This window comes from Caballeronia humi (assembly GCF_001544475.1).
GTDB lineage: Bacteria > Pseudomonadota > Gammaproteobacteria > Burkholderiales > Burkholderiaceae > Caballeronia > Caballeronia humi.
Genome location: NZ_FCNW02000056.1, coordinates 14174 through 31636, shown reverse-complemented (window position 1 = coordinate 31636; position 17463 = coordinate 14174). Strand labels below are relative to the sequence as shown.

Here is a 17463-nt window from a genome sequence, read left to right as displayed (position 1 = left end):
CTTTGGTTCCCATCAAAACATTTGATGGGAACCAAATTACCCCCGTTCACTGCTGCCCGGAGAACGGCCGACTTGAGACGCATACCGATCAAGTCCGCCATCGAGCACCAAAAGCATCTGACAAGCCCCATCGAAACTGCTTCAAAGGGTGCACTCGGAGATGCGATGCATGTCGCGCGCTATGTTCCGCCGACCACATCTCAAATGATCGTTAGGAAGCTGCGCCTTCCTCACGTCCGTTTCTTTCCCCTCGTCATTCGCTTTGCCACTCTGGCCCTCGCCGAATGAGCGCTTGTGCCACGCAGGACTCACGCCAGGCTTCGCGACTTGTCTCATCGCCATAGATGGGTTCCGAATCGAGCAGCACATCGCGCGTGCAGTTGGCAAACTGCGGGGCCGGTCTCGGTCGCATCACGCTGGGCGCCAGCGTATCCGATGAGATGTCAGTAAGCGGTTTTCGAGACGCCTCCCAGGATTTGGCGAGGCAGGCATGGCCCAAGACATAAGGGCAGCACAGTCGTCAGCCGTTTGTGCGTCGTCTCCGCGAGGGAAAACGCAATGATCTCCGGCCCGCGTTGCGCGGACTTCTGCCCGGCAAGATATGCATCAGACTGCATCTCGAAGCGCAGCGCGGCCAGGGAAAGGCTGCGCTCGCGGCGATCTGGAACGCCGCGACGAGAGCCGATGAACCACGTCGCGTTCGACCAGTTCGTCGACATGTACGCGGCCAAGTTTAAAGGCGGCCGAGATGCGCACGAAGGATCGAGACGCACCGCTTGCCTTCCCGACTTTCCTGCTGAGGACTGGCAGCACGTTCGGGCCACGAACCAAATCCGACTGACTTGCCATTCGCGACCGCGCGTCATCACACGAGCCACGCACGTAACTGCCTGCGCGCACGACCCTCCGCGGCATCGAGTGACTCAAGGGCTTTTCGCATCCATGCTCCTCGGATGAGCCCGCAGAAACCGTTCCTTATTCCGTTCCAGCGTTTCGGCGCTAGGCGGATAATCGCATGTTTAAGGTTTGCTTCAGGTTCGATTCTCTAGCATTCATCCGGCGAAAGTCCTGTCGCGACATGAGTTGGCGAAAGGAGCCAGATGAGGATGAGTCGCACTACTGTTGAAATGCTGCGCGCCTATCTGGTGACCGCTTCGTTGCTGGCCATGTGCATGGACGGCGCAATCGTCATTGTTGCTTTAGTCGTCCATGTGCCTGACGCAGTCTTTGAAGGCTCCATGTTTCGGCTTGTCGCGCTAACAATGCTCGTGGCGTGCACTGTGGCGGTAAAACTTCGAGCCATGCGTGCATTCCGTCATGCGGTCAAAGGCCGGACTGCTATCGACGCAGGAATCGGTTGCCCCGTGCTGGTCGATTGCAGTTGTCCCTCTTTTGGGCTGGTGATTCTTTACCTTCGGCTGTCCAGGCGAGAATTTCTCGTTCGGCCGTCGTGAACAGTGCAATAAGGCTGCTGACGCCAACGAGCGGCACTCACGCCGCCACTGGTCGATTATTGTGAGCAGCAAAGCTTCCTGACGAATTCGCGAGATTGCTGGAGCACGGCTCTACCGGAAACGCGAAGTATACCCCGAGCCCTTGACCGTTGAGACCAGTCTCGAGTCGTATCTCGCTTCCGCATCGAATTGCAATCCGTGAAACGATTGACAGACCCAGCCCGCTTCCACTTGCCGTCGCTGATGAGCCCCTGAAGAATCGGTCCGTCAGGCGGCTCATCTCCTCAGCACTTACCCCGGGGCCATCATCACGAACTGTCAAACGAACAGATTGCGCATCCATGCCGAGATTGAAGTCGACCGTCCCTCCGTTCTTTCCGTACTTAATTGCATTATCGAGTAGATTGTCGACCAATACGCGCATGAGAACTCGGTCCGCATAGACTTCGGCTCGTCCGTCACCCGAGATTCGCAGGCTTATCGATTTGTCATTGGCCACGTGTCGTCTGAAGGCTACTGCCTCAGCAAGAACATCGCGGAGCGCAAACGTTGACAATTTGAGTCCCGCCTCCTCATCGAGACGCGCGAGCAACAGCAATTGCTCGACAAGGTGAGCGCTCCGGTCTACTCCAAGGATGACTCGCTCCAGCGCCAGACGCTGTTGACCAGCATCGTTCGAAGCCATCGCGACTTGCGCTTGCACTTTGATGGCCGCGAGCGGCGTCTTCAGTTCATGCGCCGCATCCGCCGTAAAAGTCCGCTCTCGAGCGAGCGACATGCGCAGACGCTCAAGGAGACCGTTCGTGGCTGTCACGACCGCGCTAAATTCCCTTGGAGACCGCGCAATTTCAATGGGTCGAAGATTCTGGCCGTCCCGAGCCTGTACTGCCTTCGAAAGCGACGCAAGGGGCCGTAGGCTGAATCCGATGCTAAACCACACCAAACCGATCATGACGGGAAGGATGAGAAGAACGGGTCTCGCGATGCGTGCCGCCACGCCGCTTACGAGGTCGCTTTGTTCGTTGACGGGTTCCATGAGGCTGAGGGTTCTTCCGCTTCCGGCATCGCGAGCGGTGTACAGCAGCCACCTTCCGTTTTGCGCCTCGACCTCCGTAATTACGTTACGAGGATAGGCGGCGGAGTCGCTAACGGGAAAATCACTGCTTCTGGCAATAGTTCCGCCACCTCGGCCAGTCACAAGAAAATGCACAAAGCGGTCGCCGTAGTCAGAATCACGTTCGGCGGAATGAGAATGATGGGGAATCTCGTTACGAGCATCGATGCCATGCTCTGCTAACTTCGCTAAGTCATCGGCATCAAGTCGGGAAAGCAGCGGCACAAGCTGAACGAGTCGCGTTTCGTCCCACTGCGTGACTTCATGACGCGCCGCGTGGAAGCTCCATGCAAACATCGCGGCCCACGAAAGCCCAACACTCAGCAGGACAAGCCACATCAAACGGTTTCGAATGGACGGCGGCCTCGGCCTCATGGTTTCTCCATCACGTAACCCACCCCACGAATTGTTCGAATCGCGTCCATGCCGATTTTCTTTCTGAGCCCAGATACATAGACCTCGATGGCGTTGCTCTCCACCTCTTCGTCCCACCCATAGATACTTTCCTCAATTTTGGCCTTCCGTTGCGGTTCGCCAACGTGCACTAGCAGATGAACCAGTACGCCGAATTCGCGCGGGGTGAGTTGAAGGGGCGCGCCACCCTTCACTGCGGTCATCGCCGCCGGATTCACGGTCAGGTCTTGCCACACGAGATTCTCTGCGGCGCGGCTTTGCGAGCGCCTCATCAAAGCCCGACAGCGCGAGATGACCTCGCCCAGGTCAAAGGGTTTTCCGACGTAGTCGTCGGCGCCGGCATCCAATCCTGCTATCCGGTCTGCCGTGGTGTCCCTGGCTGTCAGCACGAGCACGGGTACGGGGTTACCTTGTGCGCGCAAATGAGCGAGCAGACTCGTTCCCGATAGACCGGGCAATCCCAAATCGAGCACCACCATGTTATAGCGCGTGGTCGACAGCGCAAGCTTGGCGTGTTGTCCATCCTTTGCCCAATCGACCGCGAAGAAAGCATTACGCAGACCTACTTCAAGCCCGCTGCCAATAAGGTCGTCATCTTCAACCAACAGGATGCGCATGTTCGTTCCGCCAGGTCTGCAACCAAGATTTCCGTCGATAGTCTAAGGGCTTATTCGTCGATGCGGGCATTAGCCGTTTAAGGTTGTCTTCAGGTCGGACGCGCTAATATCAGCGCCTTCGCATTTAACCGGGAGCGCGGACGCAAAGTGGTTGAGAATCATTCGCAGAAGTTCATTTACAGTCCGGTCGCTCGTGGTCTCCACTGGCTCATCGCGGGTCTCATTTTGGTTCAGTTCATCATCGGATGGACGATGCCGGACGTGCATCGCGGCACGCTGCCGACTGGCGAGATAGCGTGGCACTTGAGCGTCGGTGCAGCGATTGTTGCAGCGATGGTGATCCGAATCATCTGGCGCATGACCCATACGCCGGAACCGGCTAAGCTCTCGCCGCAGCTAATGTTCGCATCAAAAGCGACTCATTTCCTTCTCTATATCTTGCTTCTTGCTGTGCCGCTTGCCGGTTGGGCGAATGCATCTGCACGCGGCTGGATGATAAACCTCTTGGGCATGGTTCCCTATCCCGCGCTTGCCTCAAAAGGGTCTCCCGCTGGAATGGCGCTCGGCGACGTTCACAGCGTGCTCGCATGGGTACTTCTTGCGGTAATTGTTTTGCATATCGTTGCCGCCTTGTTTCACCGCTTTGTAATCCGTGACTCAGTGCTGCAACGCATGCTCTAAGTGAGCATCAAAGGTGTAGTTGGGATAATCACGCTGACAGGTCTGGCAGTTGCGCAATCCGTTGTCTAAGTTCGGGCGACCGGTCGAATGACGGGCCGCCCGTTCGCACGCCAGCGCGCTTTGCACACCGTGCAACCAGTTGATTTAGAAGCGTTTCTATTCTCATTCGAGATTCGAGCGATATATATTCGTAGCGGTGGGCCGAAGATATCATGTCATCGCACCGACGCAACAGGTGATTAAATGGCTTCCACAAAAGAGCTTAGGAAATTCCGAGCCAACCTCGCCGACGAACTCCACAGCGCAGCAATCTACGAGACGCTGTCACGCGTTGAACGAGATGACTCCCGCAAGCAGGTCTTCAGCGAGCTCGCTGCATCGGAGCGTATGCACGCACGGGTGTGGGCCGAAAAGCTGAAAGCCAATGGGAAAAAGGCGCCATCCGGCTTGAATGCCAAGACCTATCTGATGAAAGGCCTCGTTCATTTGCTAGGGCCGCGCTTCGTCCTACCGTCTCTCGCGGCTGCCGAGTTTGCCGACCGGAACAAGTACGCGGGCAATCCAGATACCGCGCGCATGTCGGAAGATGAGCACCAACATGCGAACGTTGTCCAGGCTATGGCGAACGCCGGAAAGCCCGCCGCATCTCAGGGCGCAGACATCGCTCAGGCGGAATCGTGGCATCGCGGTGTCGCGTCCGGCAACGACCTGCGCGCGGCTGTGCTTGGTGCCAACGACGGCCTAGTTTCAAACTTCTGCCTGATTATGGGCGTAGCAGGCGCTGGGACCGGCAACAAGGCTATTCTGCTGACTGCGCTCGCCGGTCTCATTGCCGGAGCGTGCTCGATGGCGCTTGGTGAATGGCTGTCCGTGACCAACGCGCGGGAGCTCGCGCAGGCGCAGGTCTCGAAGGAACAGAACGAGCTTGAGCATAGCCCCGAATCGGAAGAGCATGAACTGGCGCTTATCTATAAGGCCAAGGGACTAACCGCTGACGAAGCGAAGCGTGTCGCATCACAACTCATGCAGGACAAGGAAAAAGCCCTGGATGCGCTCGTTCGCGAGGAGTTGGGCCTTGACCCCGCCGAGCTCGGTGGAAACCCGTGGTCCGCAGCCGGCGTATCGTTTTGCTTGTTCGCGGTCGGAGCAATATTCCCCGCCATGCCATTCCTATGGTCTTCTGGGTTGCCTGCTATCGTTCAGTGCATCGGTTTTAGCGTGCTGGCGCTCGCGGCAATCGGCGTATTCACCTCGCTTTTCAACGGCCGCAGCGCCGGCTTCTCGGCCGTGCGACAGATACTGATTGGCCTCGTCGCGGCTGCATTCACATTTGGCGTTGGGCGAGCACTTGGGGTGGCAGTATCGTAGGAAAACGGCAACGGAGTCTGCACCTTAGTTTTTATCGTCCTATCGATGTATTCAGCAGACGCTAGCCACGGCGGCGAAGGCGACGATACCGACATAGGCTCGTAGGAGTAAGCGACACTATCCTCGGTCCTGGGCCGTTGACGTACGGGAAGGAGCGCAACACGCGCTAAGCAGGCCACGCATGGGGTGAATGTGGGGCGGCTGCGTTCACTCAGTGGAGCACCGCGTTGGACTTCAAGCTGTGCCGCGACAAGCTCACGAGCAGGCTCCGGCATGCGCAAGAAGCTGAGACCGCGACCGCCGTCACCTCGAACCTTTGAGCTTGCAGGAATACAACAAAGATCGAACGTTTGCCCCGATGTTCGCGTGCTCGCGGGTCGATAGCGTGCCGATCTGCATCGGCCCATTTTCGTTGATGTAAGTCAAGCCTACTGAGCGCAAAAAGGGGGATTGTGTTCTTGACCAGCTGACTTGAGAGGCCTGCAGCGCCTCACCACACATCGATGGAGGCCCCCATGCGTTTCCGCGCTCTCTTTAACGCCATTTTCGTAAGCCTACTAATCGTCGTATGCTTGCCCGCCCATGCTACCAACCTTTCGCGCAGCGTTACCGCTCATGGCCTGACGGTTCACTACGGCATCGTCGCTGTTCGGAAGGCCGCGGCGCCTGGTCAAATTATAGCGAGCAATAATAGCGCGACTAGTCCCGACGCCTATCGGCTAACGGTCGCAATATTCGACACGAAGACCGGCAGGCGGTTGAGCAATGCGACCGTGCTGGCCACCGTGAAAGGTCCTCGGAGTCAGGAGGCCCAACTTCACGCGAATCCGGTAACGAAGCATCTCGAACCAACGAACATCGGTGGAGTCGTAACCTATGGCAACGATTTCGAGATGCGCTGGAACGGCGTGTACCACGTAGAACTACTCGTGGCCAGAAGCGACGGCGCGAAACAGGTAACGATCCCCTTCAATTACGAACATCGAGCTTGACTGAGACCGCCTGGGGTTTACCAACCGTAAGCACTAGTTCATCGTTCGCAACCCTCCCGGAACCCTGTCCCGCCGGTTGAAATCGGCACGGCACGCCTATCCCGCGAAATGATGGCGCTCGTATGCGGCTGATCGCCCTGCGACAGTTGGTTCGGACTACCACGTTCTTCCACATTGGTTTTTGGCGATTGGAGCTTCACCGCGCAACGCAATGCATATCAACGCGTCCAGCCTGCCACGTCCCTTGCGTTCTGCAGAGATGGCTCTGCTCATCGTCTCAGCAGCTACTTTAACCACCGGTCTGATGCTCGTCGCGCTCGGCCGCAGTGAACTAGCGAATGCAGCCTGGACAGCTGGAAGCTTGCCCGTTCTCATCGCGCTCCTCATATCCATCGTCAAGTCGCTGCGTCGTCATGAAGCCGGCGTGGACGTGCTGGCGTTGGTTGCTGTCGGTTTTGCTCTGGCGCTCAGTGAGTTTTTGACTGCCGCGGTGATCTCGCTAATGTTATCCAGCGGGCGGGCGCTGGAAGACTATGCCCGGGAGCGGGCCCGTCGAGAATTGACCGCGTTGATGAGCCGAGCTCCGCGCTTCGCCAACCGCTTCGAGGATGGCGAGTGGCGTTGCGTGTAATTGGACGTGGTTCGCCCCGGTGATCAGCTTCTAGTCCGAAGCGGTGAATCCGTACCGGTTGATGGATCGTTGGTCGGGCAAGCGCAACTCGATGAGTCGACATTGACCGGAGAGTCCATTCTTAAGCAGCGGACCCCGGGAGAGTCCGTGAACAGCGGGGTGGTTAATGCGGGCACGGCGTTCGAGATGATCGCCGCCGCGCGCACGCAAGACAGCACATTTGCGGGCATCCTTCGCATGGTGCAATCCGCTCAGCAGGCGCGTAGTCCGTCGGCACGACTCGCCGACCGGTATGCGCTGATCTTTGTCGTGGCGGCGCTGTTGGTCGCGGCAGCGAGCTGGCTTGTCTCTGGACAAGTGGATCGGGCGCTCGCCGTTTTGGTCGTAGCGACGCCTTGTCCTTTGATTCTCGCCGTGCCCGTCGCGATTGTTTCCGGCATGTCGCGGTGCGCCAAACACGGCATCCTGATCAAGTCCGGTGGCGCGTTGGAACGACTTGCGCAAGCCACCGTGCTGTTTTTCGACAAGACAGGAACGCTCACGGCCGGACGTGCACGACTGGTTTCAATCGAAGCCGAATCGGGTACATCCGCCGACACGGTTTTGCGCTATGCCGCGTCTGTTGGCCAGGCATCCGCCCATGTCATATCCGAAGCGGTCACGACCGCCGCACGTGAGCGCGGCCTCGCCCTGTCGGTGCCGCGTGAAGTCATCGAAGAACCTGGCGCCGGCGTGACGGGCACAGCGGACGGTCAGATCATCAAGATCGGCTCCTTTGACTACGTATCGTCAGGTGCGACGCCGCCCGAGTGGAGCACAAGATTTCTGCGACTGCTGGCGCGCGAGGGCGCCGCAGCGGTGTTTGTGAGCGTTGACGGCAGAATGGTCGGCGCGCTTCAGATGGCGGATCAAATCCGTCTTGAGACGCCCCGAGCGCTGCGGCTCCTGAGACTCGAAGGCATCAAAGCGCTGGTCATGCTCACCGGCGATCGCCGCGACGTGGCCGAGACAGTCGGTGCAATGCTTGGCGTAACGGAAGTGCGCTCCGAGCTATCGCCATCGGACAAACTGACTGCGATCCGCTCAGCCCGACCGGAAGGCACGGTCGTCATGATCGGAGATGGAATTAACGACGCTCCGGCACTGGCCGCGGCCGATGTCCGCGTCGCGATGGGAGCGAGAGGCGCGGCCGCTTCCTCGGAGGCGGCGGACGTCGTGCTCCTTGTAGATCGGCTGGACAGGATCGTGGATGCATTGCGAATCGCGAAGCGGACAAGGAAAATCGCTGTCGAAAGCGTAATAGCAGGGATGTTGCTCTCGTCAGCGGCTATGATTGTCGCCGCCGTCGGACTTCTGCCGCCCATATATGGCGCGATGCTCCAGGAAGTCATTGACGTGGCGGTCATTGCGAACGCACTTCGGGCGTTGCAGATTCCCTCGACAGCGAAGGCCGGTCGGCTTGCCCGTGTTGATGCGGATCGGCTGATGCGCGAACACGTCGAGCTCGGTCCAGTAACCGAGCAAATTAGGGAACTGGCCGATAGCCTGCCGGGATTGCCTGCGAGCGCGGTAGCGGGCGAGTTGGCGCGCGTGAACGATTTGCTCTCGAATAAGCTCTTGCCCCACGAACAACGGGATGACAAGGACGTCTATCCTCAATTGGCGCGACTTGTCGGTGGTGAAGATCCGATGGCCGCAATGAGCGCCATGCATCGCGAAATCTTTCGCATCTCTCGCCTTTTTCGCCAGGCAACGGAAGCTGCGTCTGTTGAGATTCCCGACAGGGAGCATATAAGGGAACTGCAGCGTTTGCTCTACGGGCTCGATGCTGTTGTTCGCCTTCACTGCGCACAAGAAGACGAATTGATTCACGTACTCGGCGAAGAGATTTATAGCCATATAGTATATCGCGAGATTATTCACACTTCTGAGAGGAATTCTCACGTCCCCCTTTTTCGCGGCGTTGCGTCAGCATGCCCATGGACCGACTGCCACCGAACGTCTACTTTCAGACCACCGAGGAGGGTGGAGCGGCGCACACTGACTGTGGCTTTGTGGAGTTCGGCGATCCGTTGCACGATCGACCACCCTAGACCACTTCCGGTTTCCACGCTGCCTTGCGCGCGAAAAAAGCGTTCACCCAAGCGCGACTGATTCTCGCCCGAGAGTCCGGCACCGCTATCCTCCACCGACAAAAGCACCGTACCCATATCCGCTTTCGTCTCCACGAGTACCGACGCACCGGCGGGACTGTAGCGAATGGCGTTGTCCACGAGATTGCGGACCAGGGCAGCGAGTAACGACTCGTCTGCGCAGATAGTGCAGGAGCCCGCATCGCGCAGTTCCAACGACTGCCGCTTCACAAGCGCCTCCGGTGCCAGTTCCGCGACGACCTGTTGCACCAGAGCGCCCAAATCGACTTCGGTGAGTTCGACGGTCGCGTCTGCGTCCAGGCGGGATAGCACAAGCAATTGGTTCACGAGACGGGTTGCCCGATCGCAACCATCAAGCGTTGCCTGCAGCGCGTGCTGACGAAGGGCGTTATTTGATTCGCCCAAGGCGACCTGGGCCTGCGCTCGAATTGCTGCGATGGGTGTGCGTAGTTCGTGCGCGGCATCTGCAGTAAAACGCCGTTCTGCCTCCCACACGGCTTTGATCCTCGCGAACAGAGAATTCAGCGCGTCGATGACGGGAGAGACCTCAGCCGGCACTCGACTGATGAAGACCGGCGCAAGGTCACTTGGGCTACGCCGAGCAATGCTCAACCCCAGCTTGCGAAGCGGGGTCACGCCTCGCCGTACAGCCCACCATGTTGCAAGCCCAAGTAGCGGCAATGCGGCAGCCATAGGCCATAACACGCCCAGCAAGACGGCTAGTAAGATTGAAGTTCGGGAATCGACCCGCTCGCCGACATACACACGCGTGTCTTCTCCGGGTCCACGTGCAAAGAACACCCGCCATGCTTCATCCTCGATCTGTACCGTAGCAAAACCCTGCCCCATCTGATGACCTGTCGGAATCATCGGTTGAGCCGGTGCGTTGCCGGAGCGGACCACCGCTTGGCCATCGTGAAAGATCTGGAAAGCTACTTTGGGCGCGTACGGATGCGGAACACGATTATCGATTTCCTCGTCATCGTCAATCGACTGCGTCTGCTGAATGATCAACAACGCCGCTGCTTGGGCAAGGTGGCTATCCAGAAGCTCATCAAGCTCGCGCCTTGCATCGCGCCAAATGAACATCCCGGTAACGATCCAAATACCGATCACTACCCCCATCACAAGGCCCAGCAATCGACCCTGCAGTGACCGTGGGACGACCATCATGGACGGAACTCCCCTCGCAACAAAACATAGCCAACGCCGCGCACAGTTTTGATCAGCTCGTTGCCAAGCTTGGCCCGCAGACGATGGATATGGACCTCGATCGCGTTGCTTTCGATCTCCTGACCCCAGCCGTACACGGCTTGTTCCAGCTGCTCGCGAGACATGACACGCCCAGCGTTCAGCATCAGTGTGTGCAGGAGGTCGAACTCGCGCGTAGACAAGCTAACCGACGCCCCACCGCAGAACACGAGGCGCGCTGCCAGATCGAGCATGACGTCTTGCACCTCAAGTCTTTCTTGGGGCTGCCCGTGGGCCCGGCGCACCAGCGCGCGCAGCCGAGCCGCAAGTTCTTCAAGGTCAACGGGCTTGCTAACGTAGTCGTCGGCGCCGATGTCCAGACCACGGATACGCTCAGGTATAGTGTCGCGCGCGGTCAACACCAGCACCGGCAATTTGACGCCAGCTCGACGCACCGACGCCAGCACATCGATGCCATCCTTAAACGGCAGTCCAAGATCAAGCACCGCCGCGGCGTACGACTGACTACGCAGTTCGACCTCCGCCGCCTTGCCGTCCCGAACCCAATCGACCTGCATTCCAGCTTGTCGCAAGCCCGCGCGAAGCCCGTCGCCCAATAAGGGATCGTCCTCGACGAGCAGAACGCGCATGGCGCTACTCCTTCAAGAGCTGCGGTCAGTCCGCGCCGTCACGATGCGTCTGGTGAGCGGCGGCAGCGTTGCCCCCCGCTGTTACCGGCGAGGGCGCGGCCTGCCACTGCCACCACCAGAACGCCAGCACGGCAACCGCCATCACCGCGGCGATGTTTCGGCACGATCGCGCTATGCCTTCGTGGGCGCCTCCCGATTTACGGCCTGTCACCATCGCCCCGATCAGGTTTTCTCGATGGATCCAACTGCTGACGATGACGCCCGCTATGTGCACGGCAATAAACGAGAGCATGACGTAAGCCAAAACCTCGTGGAGTTCCTCCATCCAGTTACCGCCGACATCGTTATAGCCGGCCCATCCGCTTACGATCAAAAAACTGGCGGCAGCGATCATCGCAATTATCGCGACGGCGCCCGCGGGGTTGTGGCCAACGTGACGCTGAGGATGGCCACGCAAGAGGTCAGCAAGATACCGCCAAACACGCCTTGCACCTCGCACGAAGCTGGAGAAGCGGGCGTACTTCGTTCCTACGATTCCCCAGGCGAGCCGAAAAACAAGCAGGCCACCCGCCGTGTAGCCCAGGGTGATATGCACTAACCTCCACGATTCGCTCTCGGCAGTCAGCCATGCACCCGCAAAACAGGCGGCGAACAGCCAATGGAAGAGCCGTACAGGAGCATCCCAAACAAGAATGCGACCGGACCGGCTCTCACTTTGATTTCCGCTATTGCGGGATACGGACGAAGTGTTCATCGAAGTTTCCTTGATCGGCGCGGGTGTGGCATGCCGCGCAGTTGGACGGGCTCTTTATCGTTGCACGCTTCCATACCGACGATGGGACTTCTGCGTGCTCCCGGCGAAACCACGTCGAGCGCGTGATTCGGTCCTCGGGCACCGCTTGTCCACCTGACTCGGTCGTGGAATGATTTGTGAGCCAGTTAGAGATCTGCTTCACCGATTCGGCGTCCAACGATGCATCAGCACCAAAATGCTGAGACAGGTTGCGCATGATTCGTTGCCATGATGCGGCTGGCAGCATGCCCGGCGGATAGGCAATATGACAGGCCGCGCATTCTTTTACGTACAGCGGCATCAGGTTGCTGGCGCTTGTCTTGTTCGACTCAGCAAGGGCAAGGCGCGAAGCCGATGCCGTCAGCGCGATCAAGAGGCAAACTTTGGTCGCGCGGGCGACTAGGTGGAGCGGCATGAGAAGTACCTTGTCGGGGAGGAGACGTCACTACTTAGAAATTCCCTACGGCTTGAGAGTTAAGAGCCAAGCCAACACGTCCGCCTTTTCTGCAGCGCTACATTCGCGTCCGACGACATCGCCGCAGTTGCGATGGAACCACTTCTCCGTCTTTGCGGTGTCCGTGAAACGCTCCGGGTTGAATCCCGGAGCTAAGGGCGCAATCGCCTTTCCTGTGACAACGTGGCGACCCATCTGCGTAGGCACCGCCCCATGGCAGGACGCACAACTCCACTGACGTCCATGTGGAAGATCAAAAAAATCCCGGCCGCGAGATGGTGCCGGCTCCGCACCTCCCGATTGGATTCGGTATCCGTCCAGAACCTCACCGGGACTTGCAGCGTTGGCTGAATACACAGCAGCGACGGTCAGTATCAGTAGGAATAGGCGGCGCAGTGTCAAGGACGGGACGAATGATCTGCTCACGAGAATCTCCGGTAGCTACCATTCATCTTGGGCAGCGTTTCTTACCGCATTCTTAACAGATCCTCGCTTGTGTGCTGGACAGCGTGCCAAAGCGACGTGAGGAGGTAGCACGCGCAGTAAAAAGTAAATCATAGCGTCCGCTCTGGGCGGCGCCTTGTCATCCTGTCATCCACGATCTCTCGTTCGCGTCCCGGTTCGTTCCTTTGCTCCTTGTCTAGCCCGTTAGCACATGGTGACGAGTACGGTATATACCAAAACAAACCCAATCAATATAACGAGCGCGATCGCTACCGTCCCGGCTACGACCGGTAACCTGACAGAGAACTGAGTCTTTTTCATAGCGTCGGCGCAAATCACGCAGGTGTCACCGGGCTACGGTGGTTCGCGCAGATCCGATGTAACTAGAGATGTGTTCGTCGACGAGCAGGGAAAGTGTCCAGCCAGTCAGCAGTCGCTGTCTTGACCCAGGTCATATGTAGTAGAGGAAATTAGCGCCCACAGCGCTCACTGGTTGTCTCGACTCGAGACCAACATAAGGCCCTCCTTTGATTTTCGGCGAATCATCACACGCGCCGCAGTCGGCGCACGGCGATACCGGACGGAGCACGATCGTCGTTGGCGGGCGGCAACACTTGCTCCATAACCGCGGCGCGAGCCTAGGCGCGATAACGTTCTCGCATGCTCATCCCATAGTAATCGCAGCATCTCTGCCACGAGCGGCCCTATTAATAGACCAATTAATCCGAACGCTGCCAGTCCGCCCACGAACGCCAGCAGTGCAAGCACGAATGGCATGCGTACCGCGTTGCCCACGATGAACATCCGAATCACGTTGTCGATCGAGCTCACCACTAGCGCCCCCCAAAGCAGCAGGCCGATTCCGCCCCACACGTTGCCTTCCATGAGCAGCGCGACACCCGTCGGCAACCAGACGAGCAGCGCGCCGAAGGGAATCAATGCGACGACGGCAGTAAGCAAAGTCAACAGCAGTGGCTCGTCCACGCCCGCCGACCAGTAGCCGATGCCGGCGAGCGCCGCCTGGCCCATCGCCGTCAAGGGCACGCCTATCAGAACAGCGTGCGCAACATTTCTAAGCGATGCCACGTAATCATCGACTCTCCCACCCACCAACAAGTGAGCGAGCTCGCGCACACGGACGGACAAACATACAGCGTGTCGATAGACGGCGAAAAGCGCGAAGAGGGTGAAGACGAACTGGAACGCATTGCGGCCAGCCAGTTGACTGATTCTTGAAAGATTGCGCATCCAGCCGCCGCCGAGCGATGGGAGTTCATTCTTGCGCGCAGACAACTCGCGAATGAGCGTAGACAGATTCTCGCCGACGACGGGAATTTCTGCGGCCAACGAGGCAATCCGCTCTGGTTCGCGCCCGCTCCACATAGACAAACGATGGGCGAGCTCGACCGTCTCTCGCGTCAATGGTATGGCGACGGCCAAAGCGATGCCGATGAACACCAGCGCGACCAAAAGGGTCATCGTTAATGCACTCAGGAGCGCCTGTCCGTGCAGCATCCGGAGGACGGAGCGGTGCATCGGCCAAGTGGCATAGGCGACAATCAGCGCCCAAAGCACCGGTTCGATGAACGGACGAAAAACCATCGCGCCCAGCAGGAGAATCACGATGGCAGGCAACCACGAAAGGCCAGGCACCATCCTTGTTTTCTTCATCGCGCTATCTCGCCATGCGTTCGTGCACGCTGATCGGATCGGCTGCGAACGCGACGCTGACCGTGACTATCGATGGAGCGCGTCATGCCGCGACGTCCGTCTCACGCTCGCACCTGCCAGCTTGCGGGTCTCTTCGAACAGTAGGACCGTAGATGCCACACCAATGACAATCCCCCAGTCAGTCCAGGCCATGCCAGTCGTGCCGAACAATCGCGAAGCCGGCGCCCAGTGCACAGCGACGAATTGCAGCGCCAGAGTGCCGATCAGGGACATCCACAGCATTCTGTTGTCGAAAAAGCCCGCGTTGAACGCGGAGCCGTTTTCGCTGCGCGCGTTGAACACGTTAAAGAACTGAAACAGCACAAAGGTCGTGAATGCCATCGTCAGGGCACGCGCCTCGCTGCCCGTCCGCATGCCGTAGTACAACACTGCCAGTGTGCCCACCATCATCGTGACTCCGTAGGCGGCAATCCGCACCAGCCGTGCCAAGGGAAGAACCGATTCATCTCGCTGGCGTGGTGGCTCGCTCATGATGCCGGGGCGCGCGGCATCCATCGCAAGCGATACCGCTGGCGGTCCGTCCATGATGATGGCCACCCACAGGATCTGCAAGGCGGTGAACGGTTCCGGGAGGCCCGCCAGCGGGGCAAAGAACACGCTCAGAATCGCCCCTATCGTTGTTGAGAGCTGGAAACGAACGAATTTCAGAATGTCGTCGTACAGCGTGCGGCCCTGTCGCACCGCGCGAACGATGGTAGCGAAGTTGTCATCGGTCAGCACCATGGTGGCGGCCTCTTTGGCCACCGCTGTGCCGCTGATACCCATTGCAACGCCGATGTCCGCCTGCTTCAGCGCCGGCGCATCGTTGACGCCGTCCCCAGTCATCGCCACGACGTGCCCCTTGGCCTGCAAAGCGCGCACGATCTTCACTTTGTGAGAGGGGGAAACGCGGGCGAACACGGCGACATCAGCGATTGCTGCGGCCAGTTGCGCTGCGTCCATGCGGTCAATGTCTGTGCCTGAAACCGCGCGGCCGTGCAGTCCGAGTTCGGAAGCGATCGCCAATGCAGTTGCCTGATGGTCGCCAGTGATCATCTTGACAGCGATGCCCGCCTGGCGGCACTCGGAGATTGCCTGCATCGCCTCGGGCCGGGGCGGATCCATCAATCCGATCAGACCCACAAAGTCCAGTTCGGCGACAAAGGCCGAGAGATCGCAGGACACGTCAAACGCTGCGGCAGGCAGCGTGCGCGATGCGACCAGCAGACCTCGCAGTCCGCGCCCGGCAAGGGCTTGATAGTCCGCATCGACCGTGGCGGCTTCGGGCACACCAAACGCCGCTTCGACACCGGCCACTTTCCACCGTGTGCATCGAGCCAGCAGTACATCGGGCGCACCTTTGACGAAGACCTTGATCTGGTCGCCATCACGATGGAAGGTGGCCATGAACTTGTGCGTCGAATCGAATGGCAACTCGGCCACACGCGGCAGCGCGCGCTCGACGGTGTCCCGCACGACGCCAGCCTTGGCAGCAAGCACCAGCAACGCCGCCTCCATCGGGTCGCCGATCGCCTTGCCGTCATCGAAGCGGCTGTCGTTGCAGGCCACCATCGGCACTAGCAGAGGCGCAAGGTCGACGTCGATGGTCTGGCCCGTCGACGTCCTGACTTCGCCTTGTGTCCGATAGCCCTCACCGGACACCTCAAAGCGTTGCCCGCTATAGAGGAAGGTGCGCGCGGTCATCTGGTTGAGCGTCAGCGTGCCCGTCTTGTCGGAGCAAATGACGGTGGTGCACCCCAGCGTCTCGACACTGGCCAGGCGCTTGACGATTGCATTCTGGCGCGCCATTTTGTGCATGCCGAGCGCGAGGGTGACAGTCACCACCACTGGCAGGCCCTCGGGCATCGCGGCGACCGACAGCGCGATCGCATCGAGCACGACGTGGACGAGACCCACTCCACGCAGTAACTGCAGGAAGGAGAGCAATCCCACCAGTGTCAGCGCGATCGCACCCAGGCGTTTGCCGAGCCGGTCCAGTTGAACCTGCAGCGGCGTGGCGACCTCCACGGTGGCTGCCAACTCTTGCGACAGGTGCCCCATCTCCGTGCTCGGGCCCGTTGCCGTGACCAGGACCTCCGCCCGTCCGCGCGTAAGCAGCGTATTCATGTACACCAGATTGAGCCGGTCACCCAGCGGGGCGTCGGCCGCCACTCGCAGAGCCGTCTGCTTGCCGACCGGCTGGGACTCGCCGGTCAGCACCGATTCGTCGATCTCCAGCCCGGCGGCCAGCCAGAGGCGCCCGTCGGACGCCACGCGGTCGCCCGCCTCGAGCAGCAAGACGTCGCCTGGTACCACCTCGTCGGCAGCGATCTCGTGGGTGACGCCGTCGCGCCGCACACGGGCCTTACTGGGCAGCATCGACTTTAGCGCGGCCAGACTGCGCTCGGCACGGTACTCCTGGTAGAAGCCGACGAGCGCATTGATCAGCACCACGGCCAGGATCACCACGGCGTCCTTTGTGCTGCCGACCAACGCTGCCAAGACCACCGCTCCCAGCAAGATCAGAATCAGGATGCTCTGGAACTGCGCAAGCAGCACACGCCAAGGCGAGCGTGCAGGTACTTGCGGCAAACGGTTGGGGCCCACACGCAACAAGCGTTCAAGCGCTTCCTGGGCGCTGAGCCCGGTTTCAGGGCACGCCTCGAGCAGCGCCGCTACCACCTCGGCGTCCAGTGTGTGCGGTGTCACGGGCGCCTGGGTTTGAGTCATGATGCGGGACCCGCCGACCGACGTCGGCACGCAACGAGTGCTGTCTGCTTCATAGGTTTAGGCGCGG

Annotated in this window: 14 protein-coding genes and 2 pseudogenes; 7 read left to right on the top strand and 9 right to left on the bottom strand. The window is 59.5% G+C overall.

From position 1 onward, the window contains the following. The 3 genes and pseudogenes from AWB65_RS37165 to AWB65_RS29460 form a co-directional block, all read left to right on the top strand. The coding region (locus tag AWB65_RS37165; RefSeq protein ID WP_235007834.1) for a hypothetical protein at positions 1 to 288 on the top strand (288 nt) is incomplete at its 5' end. 344 nt (positions 289 to 632) lie between these two features. Next, a pseudogene (locus AWB65_RS38040) lies at positions 633 to 893 on the top strand (transposase); the annotation flags it as partial. A gap of 213 nt (positions 894 to 1106) precedes the next feature. Further along, positions 1107 to 1454: a hypothetical protein gene (locus AWB65_RS29460; protein ID WP_125474238.1), complete on the top strand. Its 348-nt coding sequence runs from the start codon at positions 1107 to 1109 to the stop codon at positions 1452 to 1454. Between the two features lie 37 nt (positions 1455 to 1491). Here the strand turns inward: AWB65_RS29460 and AWB65_RS29455 are convergent, their stop codons facing one another. After that, complete coding sequence (locus AWB65_RS29455) at positions 1492 to 2907, bottom strand: ATP-binding protein (RefSeq protein ID WP_235007833.1); 1416 nt, start codon at positions 2905 to 2907, stop codon at positions 1492 to 1494. Positions 2908 to 2939: 32 nt separating this feature from the next. Next, positions 2940 to 3599, bottom strand: coding sequence for a response regulator (locus AWB65_RS29450; protein ID WP_087660482.1), 660 nt, complete (start codon positions 3597 to 3599; stop codon positions 2940 to 2942). 147 nt (positions 3600 to 3746) lie between these two features. Here AWB65_RS29450 and AWB65_RS29445 point away from each other — a divergent pair, with 147 nt between their 5' ends. From AWB65_RS29445 to AWB65_RS29430, 4 genes and pseudogenes are all read left to right on the top strand, one after another. After that, positions 3747 to 4280, top strand: a complete 534-nt coding sequence (locus tag AWB65_RS29445) for a cytochrome b (protein ID WP_200821824.1) — start codon at positions 3747 to 3749, stop codon at positions 4278 to 4280. Between the two features lie 243 nt (positions 4281 to 4523). After that, entirely contained in the window at positions 4524 to 5648 is a 1125-nt protein-coding gene (locus tag AWB65_RS29440) for a VIT1/CCC1 transporter family protein (RefSeq protein ID WP_087660484.1), read from the top strand. Positions 5649 to 6163: 515 nt separating this feature from the next. Then, positions 6164 to 6640, top strand: a complete 477-nt coding sequence (locus AWB65_RS29435) for a hypothetical protein (RefSeq protein WP_087670476.1) — start codon at positions 6164 to 6166, stop codon at positions 6638 to 6640. 259 nt (positions 6641 to 6899) lie between these two features. Next, a pseudogene (locus tag AWB65_RS29430) lies at positions 6900 to 9155 on the top strand (heavy metal translocating P-type ATPase); the annotation flags it as partial. Between the two features lie 56 nt (positions 9156 to 9211). Here AWB65_RS29430 and AWB65_RS29425 read toward each other — a convergent pair. From AWB65_RS29425 to AWB65_RS29395, 7 genes are all read right to left on the bottom strand, one after another. Next, positions 9212 to 10594: an ATP-binding protein gene (locus AWB65_RS29425; RefSeq protein ID WP_087670483.1), complete on the bottom strand. Its 1383-nt coding sequence runs from the start codon at positions 10592 to 10594 to the stop codon at positions 9212 to 9214. Continuing rightward, the gene (locus tag AWB65_RS29420; RefSeq protein WP_087670475.1) at positions 10594 to 11265 is read right to left on the bottom strand and encodes a winged helix-turn-helix domain-containing protein; all 672 of its coding nucleotides are present in this window, start codon (positions 11263 to 11265) and stop codon (positions 10594 to 10596) included. The genes AWB65_RS29425 and AWB65_RS29420 overlap by 1 nt, the downstream gene beginning before the upstream one ends. Before the next feature lie 25 nt (positions 11266 to 11290). Beyond that, the gene (locus AWB65_RS29415) at positions 11291 to 12019 is read right to left on the bottom strand and encodes a cytochrome b/b6 domain-containing protein (RefSeq protein WP_087670474.1); all 729 of its coding nucleotides are present in this window, start codon (positions 12017 to 12019) and stop codon (positions 11291 to 11293) included. Continuing rightward, positions 11991 to 12473, bottom strand: a complete 483-nt coding sequence (locus AWB65_RS29410; protein WP_087660773.1) for a diheme cytochrome c — start codon at positions 12471 to 12473, stop codon at positions 11991 to 11993. Before AWB65_RS29410 ends, AWB65_RS29415 begins: the two co-directional genes overlap by 29 nt. A gap of 45 nt (positions 12474 to 12518) precedes the next feature. Beyond that, on the bottom strand, positions 12519 to 12938 hold the full coding sequence (locus tag AWB65_RS29405; RefSeq protein ID WP_087660774.1) for a DUF1924 domain-containing protein: 420 nt from the start codon (positions 12936 to 12938) through the stop codon (positions 12519 to 12521). 504 nt (positions 12939 to 13442) lie between these two features. Further along, positions 13443 to 14627 carry an AI-2E family transporter gene (locus AWB65_RS29400; RefSeq protein WP_087670473.1) on the bottom strand — a complete coding sequence of 395 codons (1185 nt, stop codon included), beginning with the start codon at positions 14625 to 14627 and terminating at the stop codon, positions 13443 to 13445. 66 nt (positions 14628 to 14693) lie between these two features. Beyond that, complete coding sequence (locus AWB65_RS29395) at positions 14694 to 17396, bottom strand: cation-translocating P-type ATPase (RefSeq protein WP_087670472.1); 2703 nt, start codon at positions 17394 to 17396, stop codon at positions 14694 to 14696. Between the last annotated feature and the right edge of the window lie 67 nt (positions 17397 to 17463).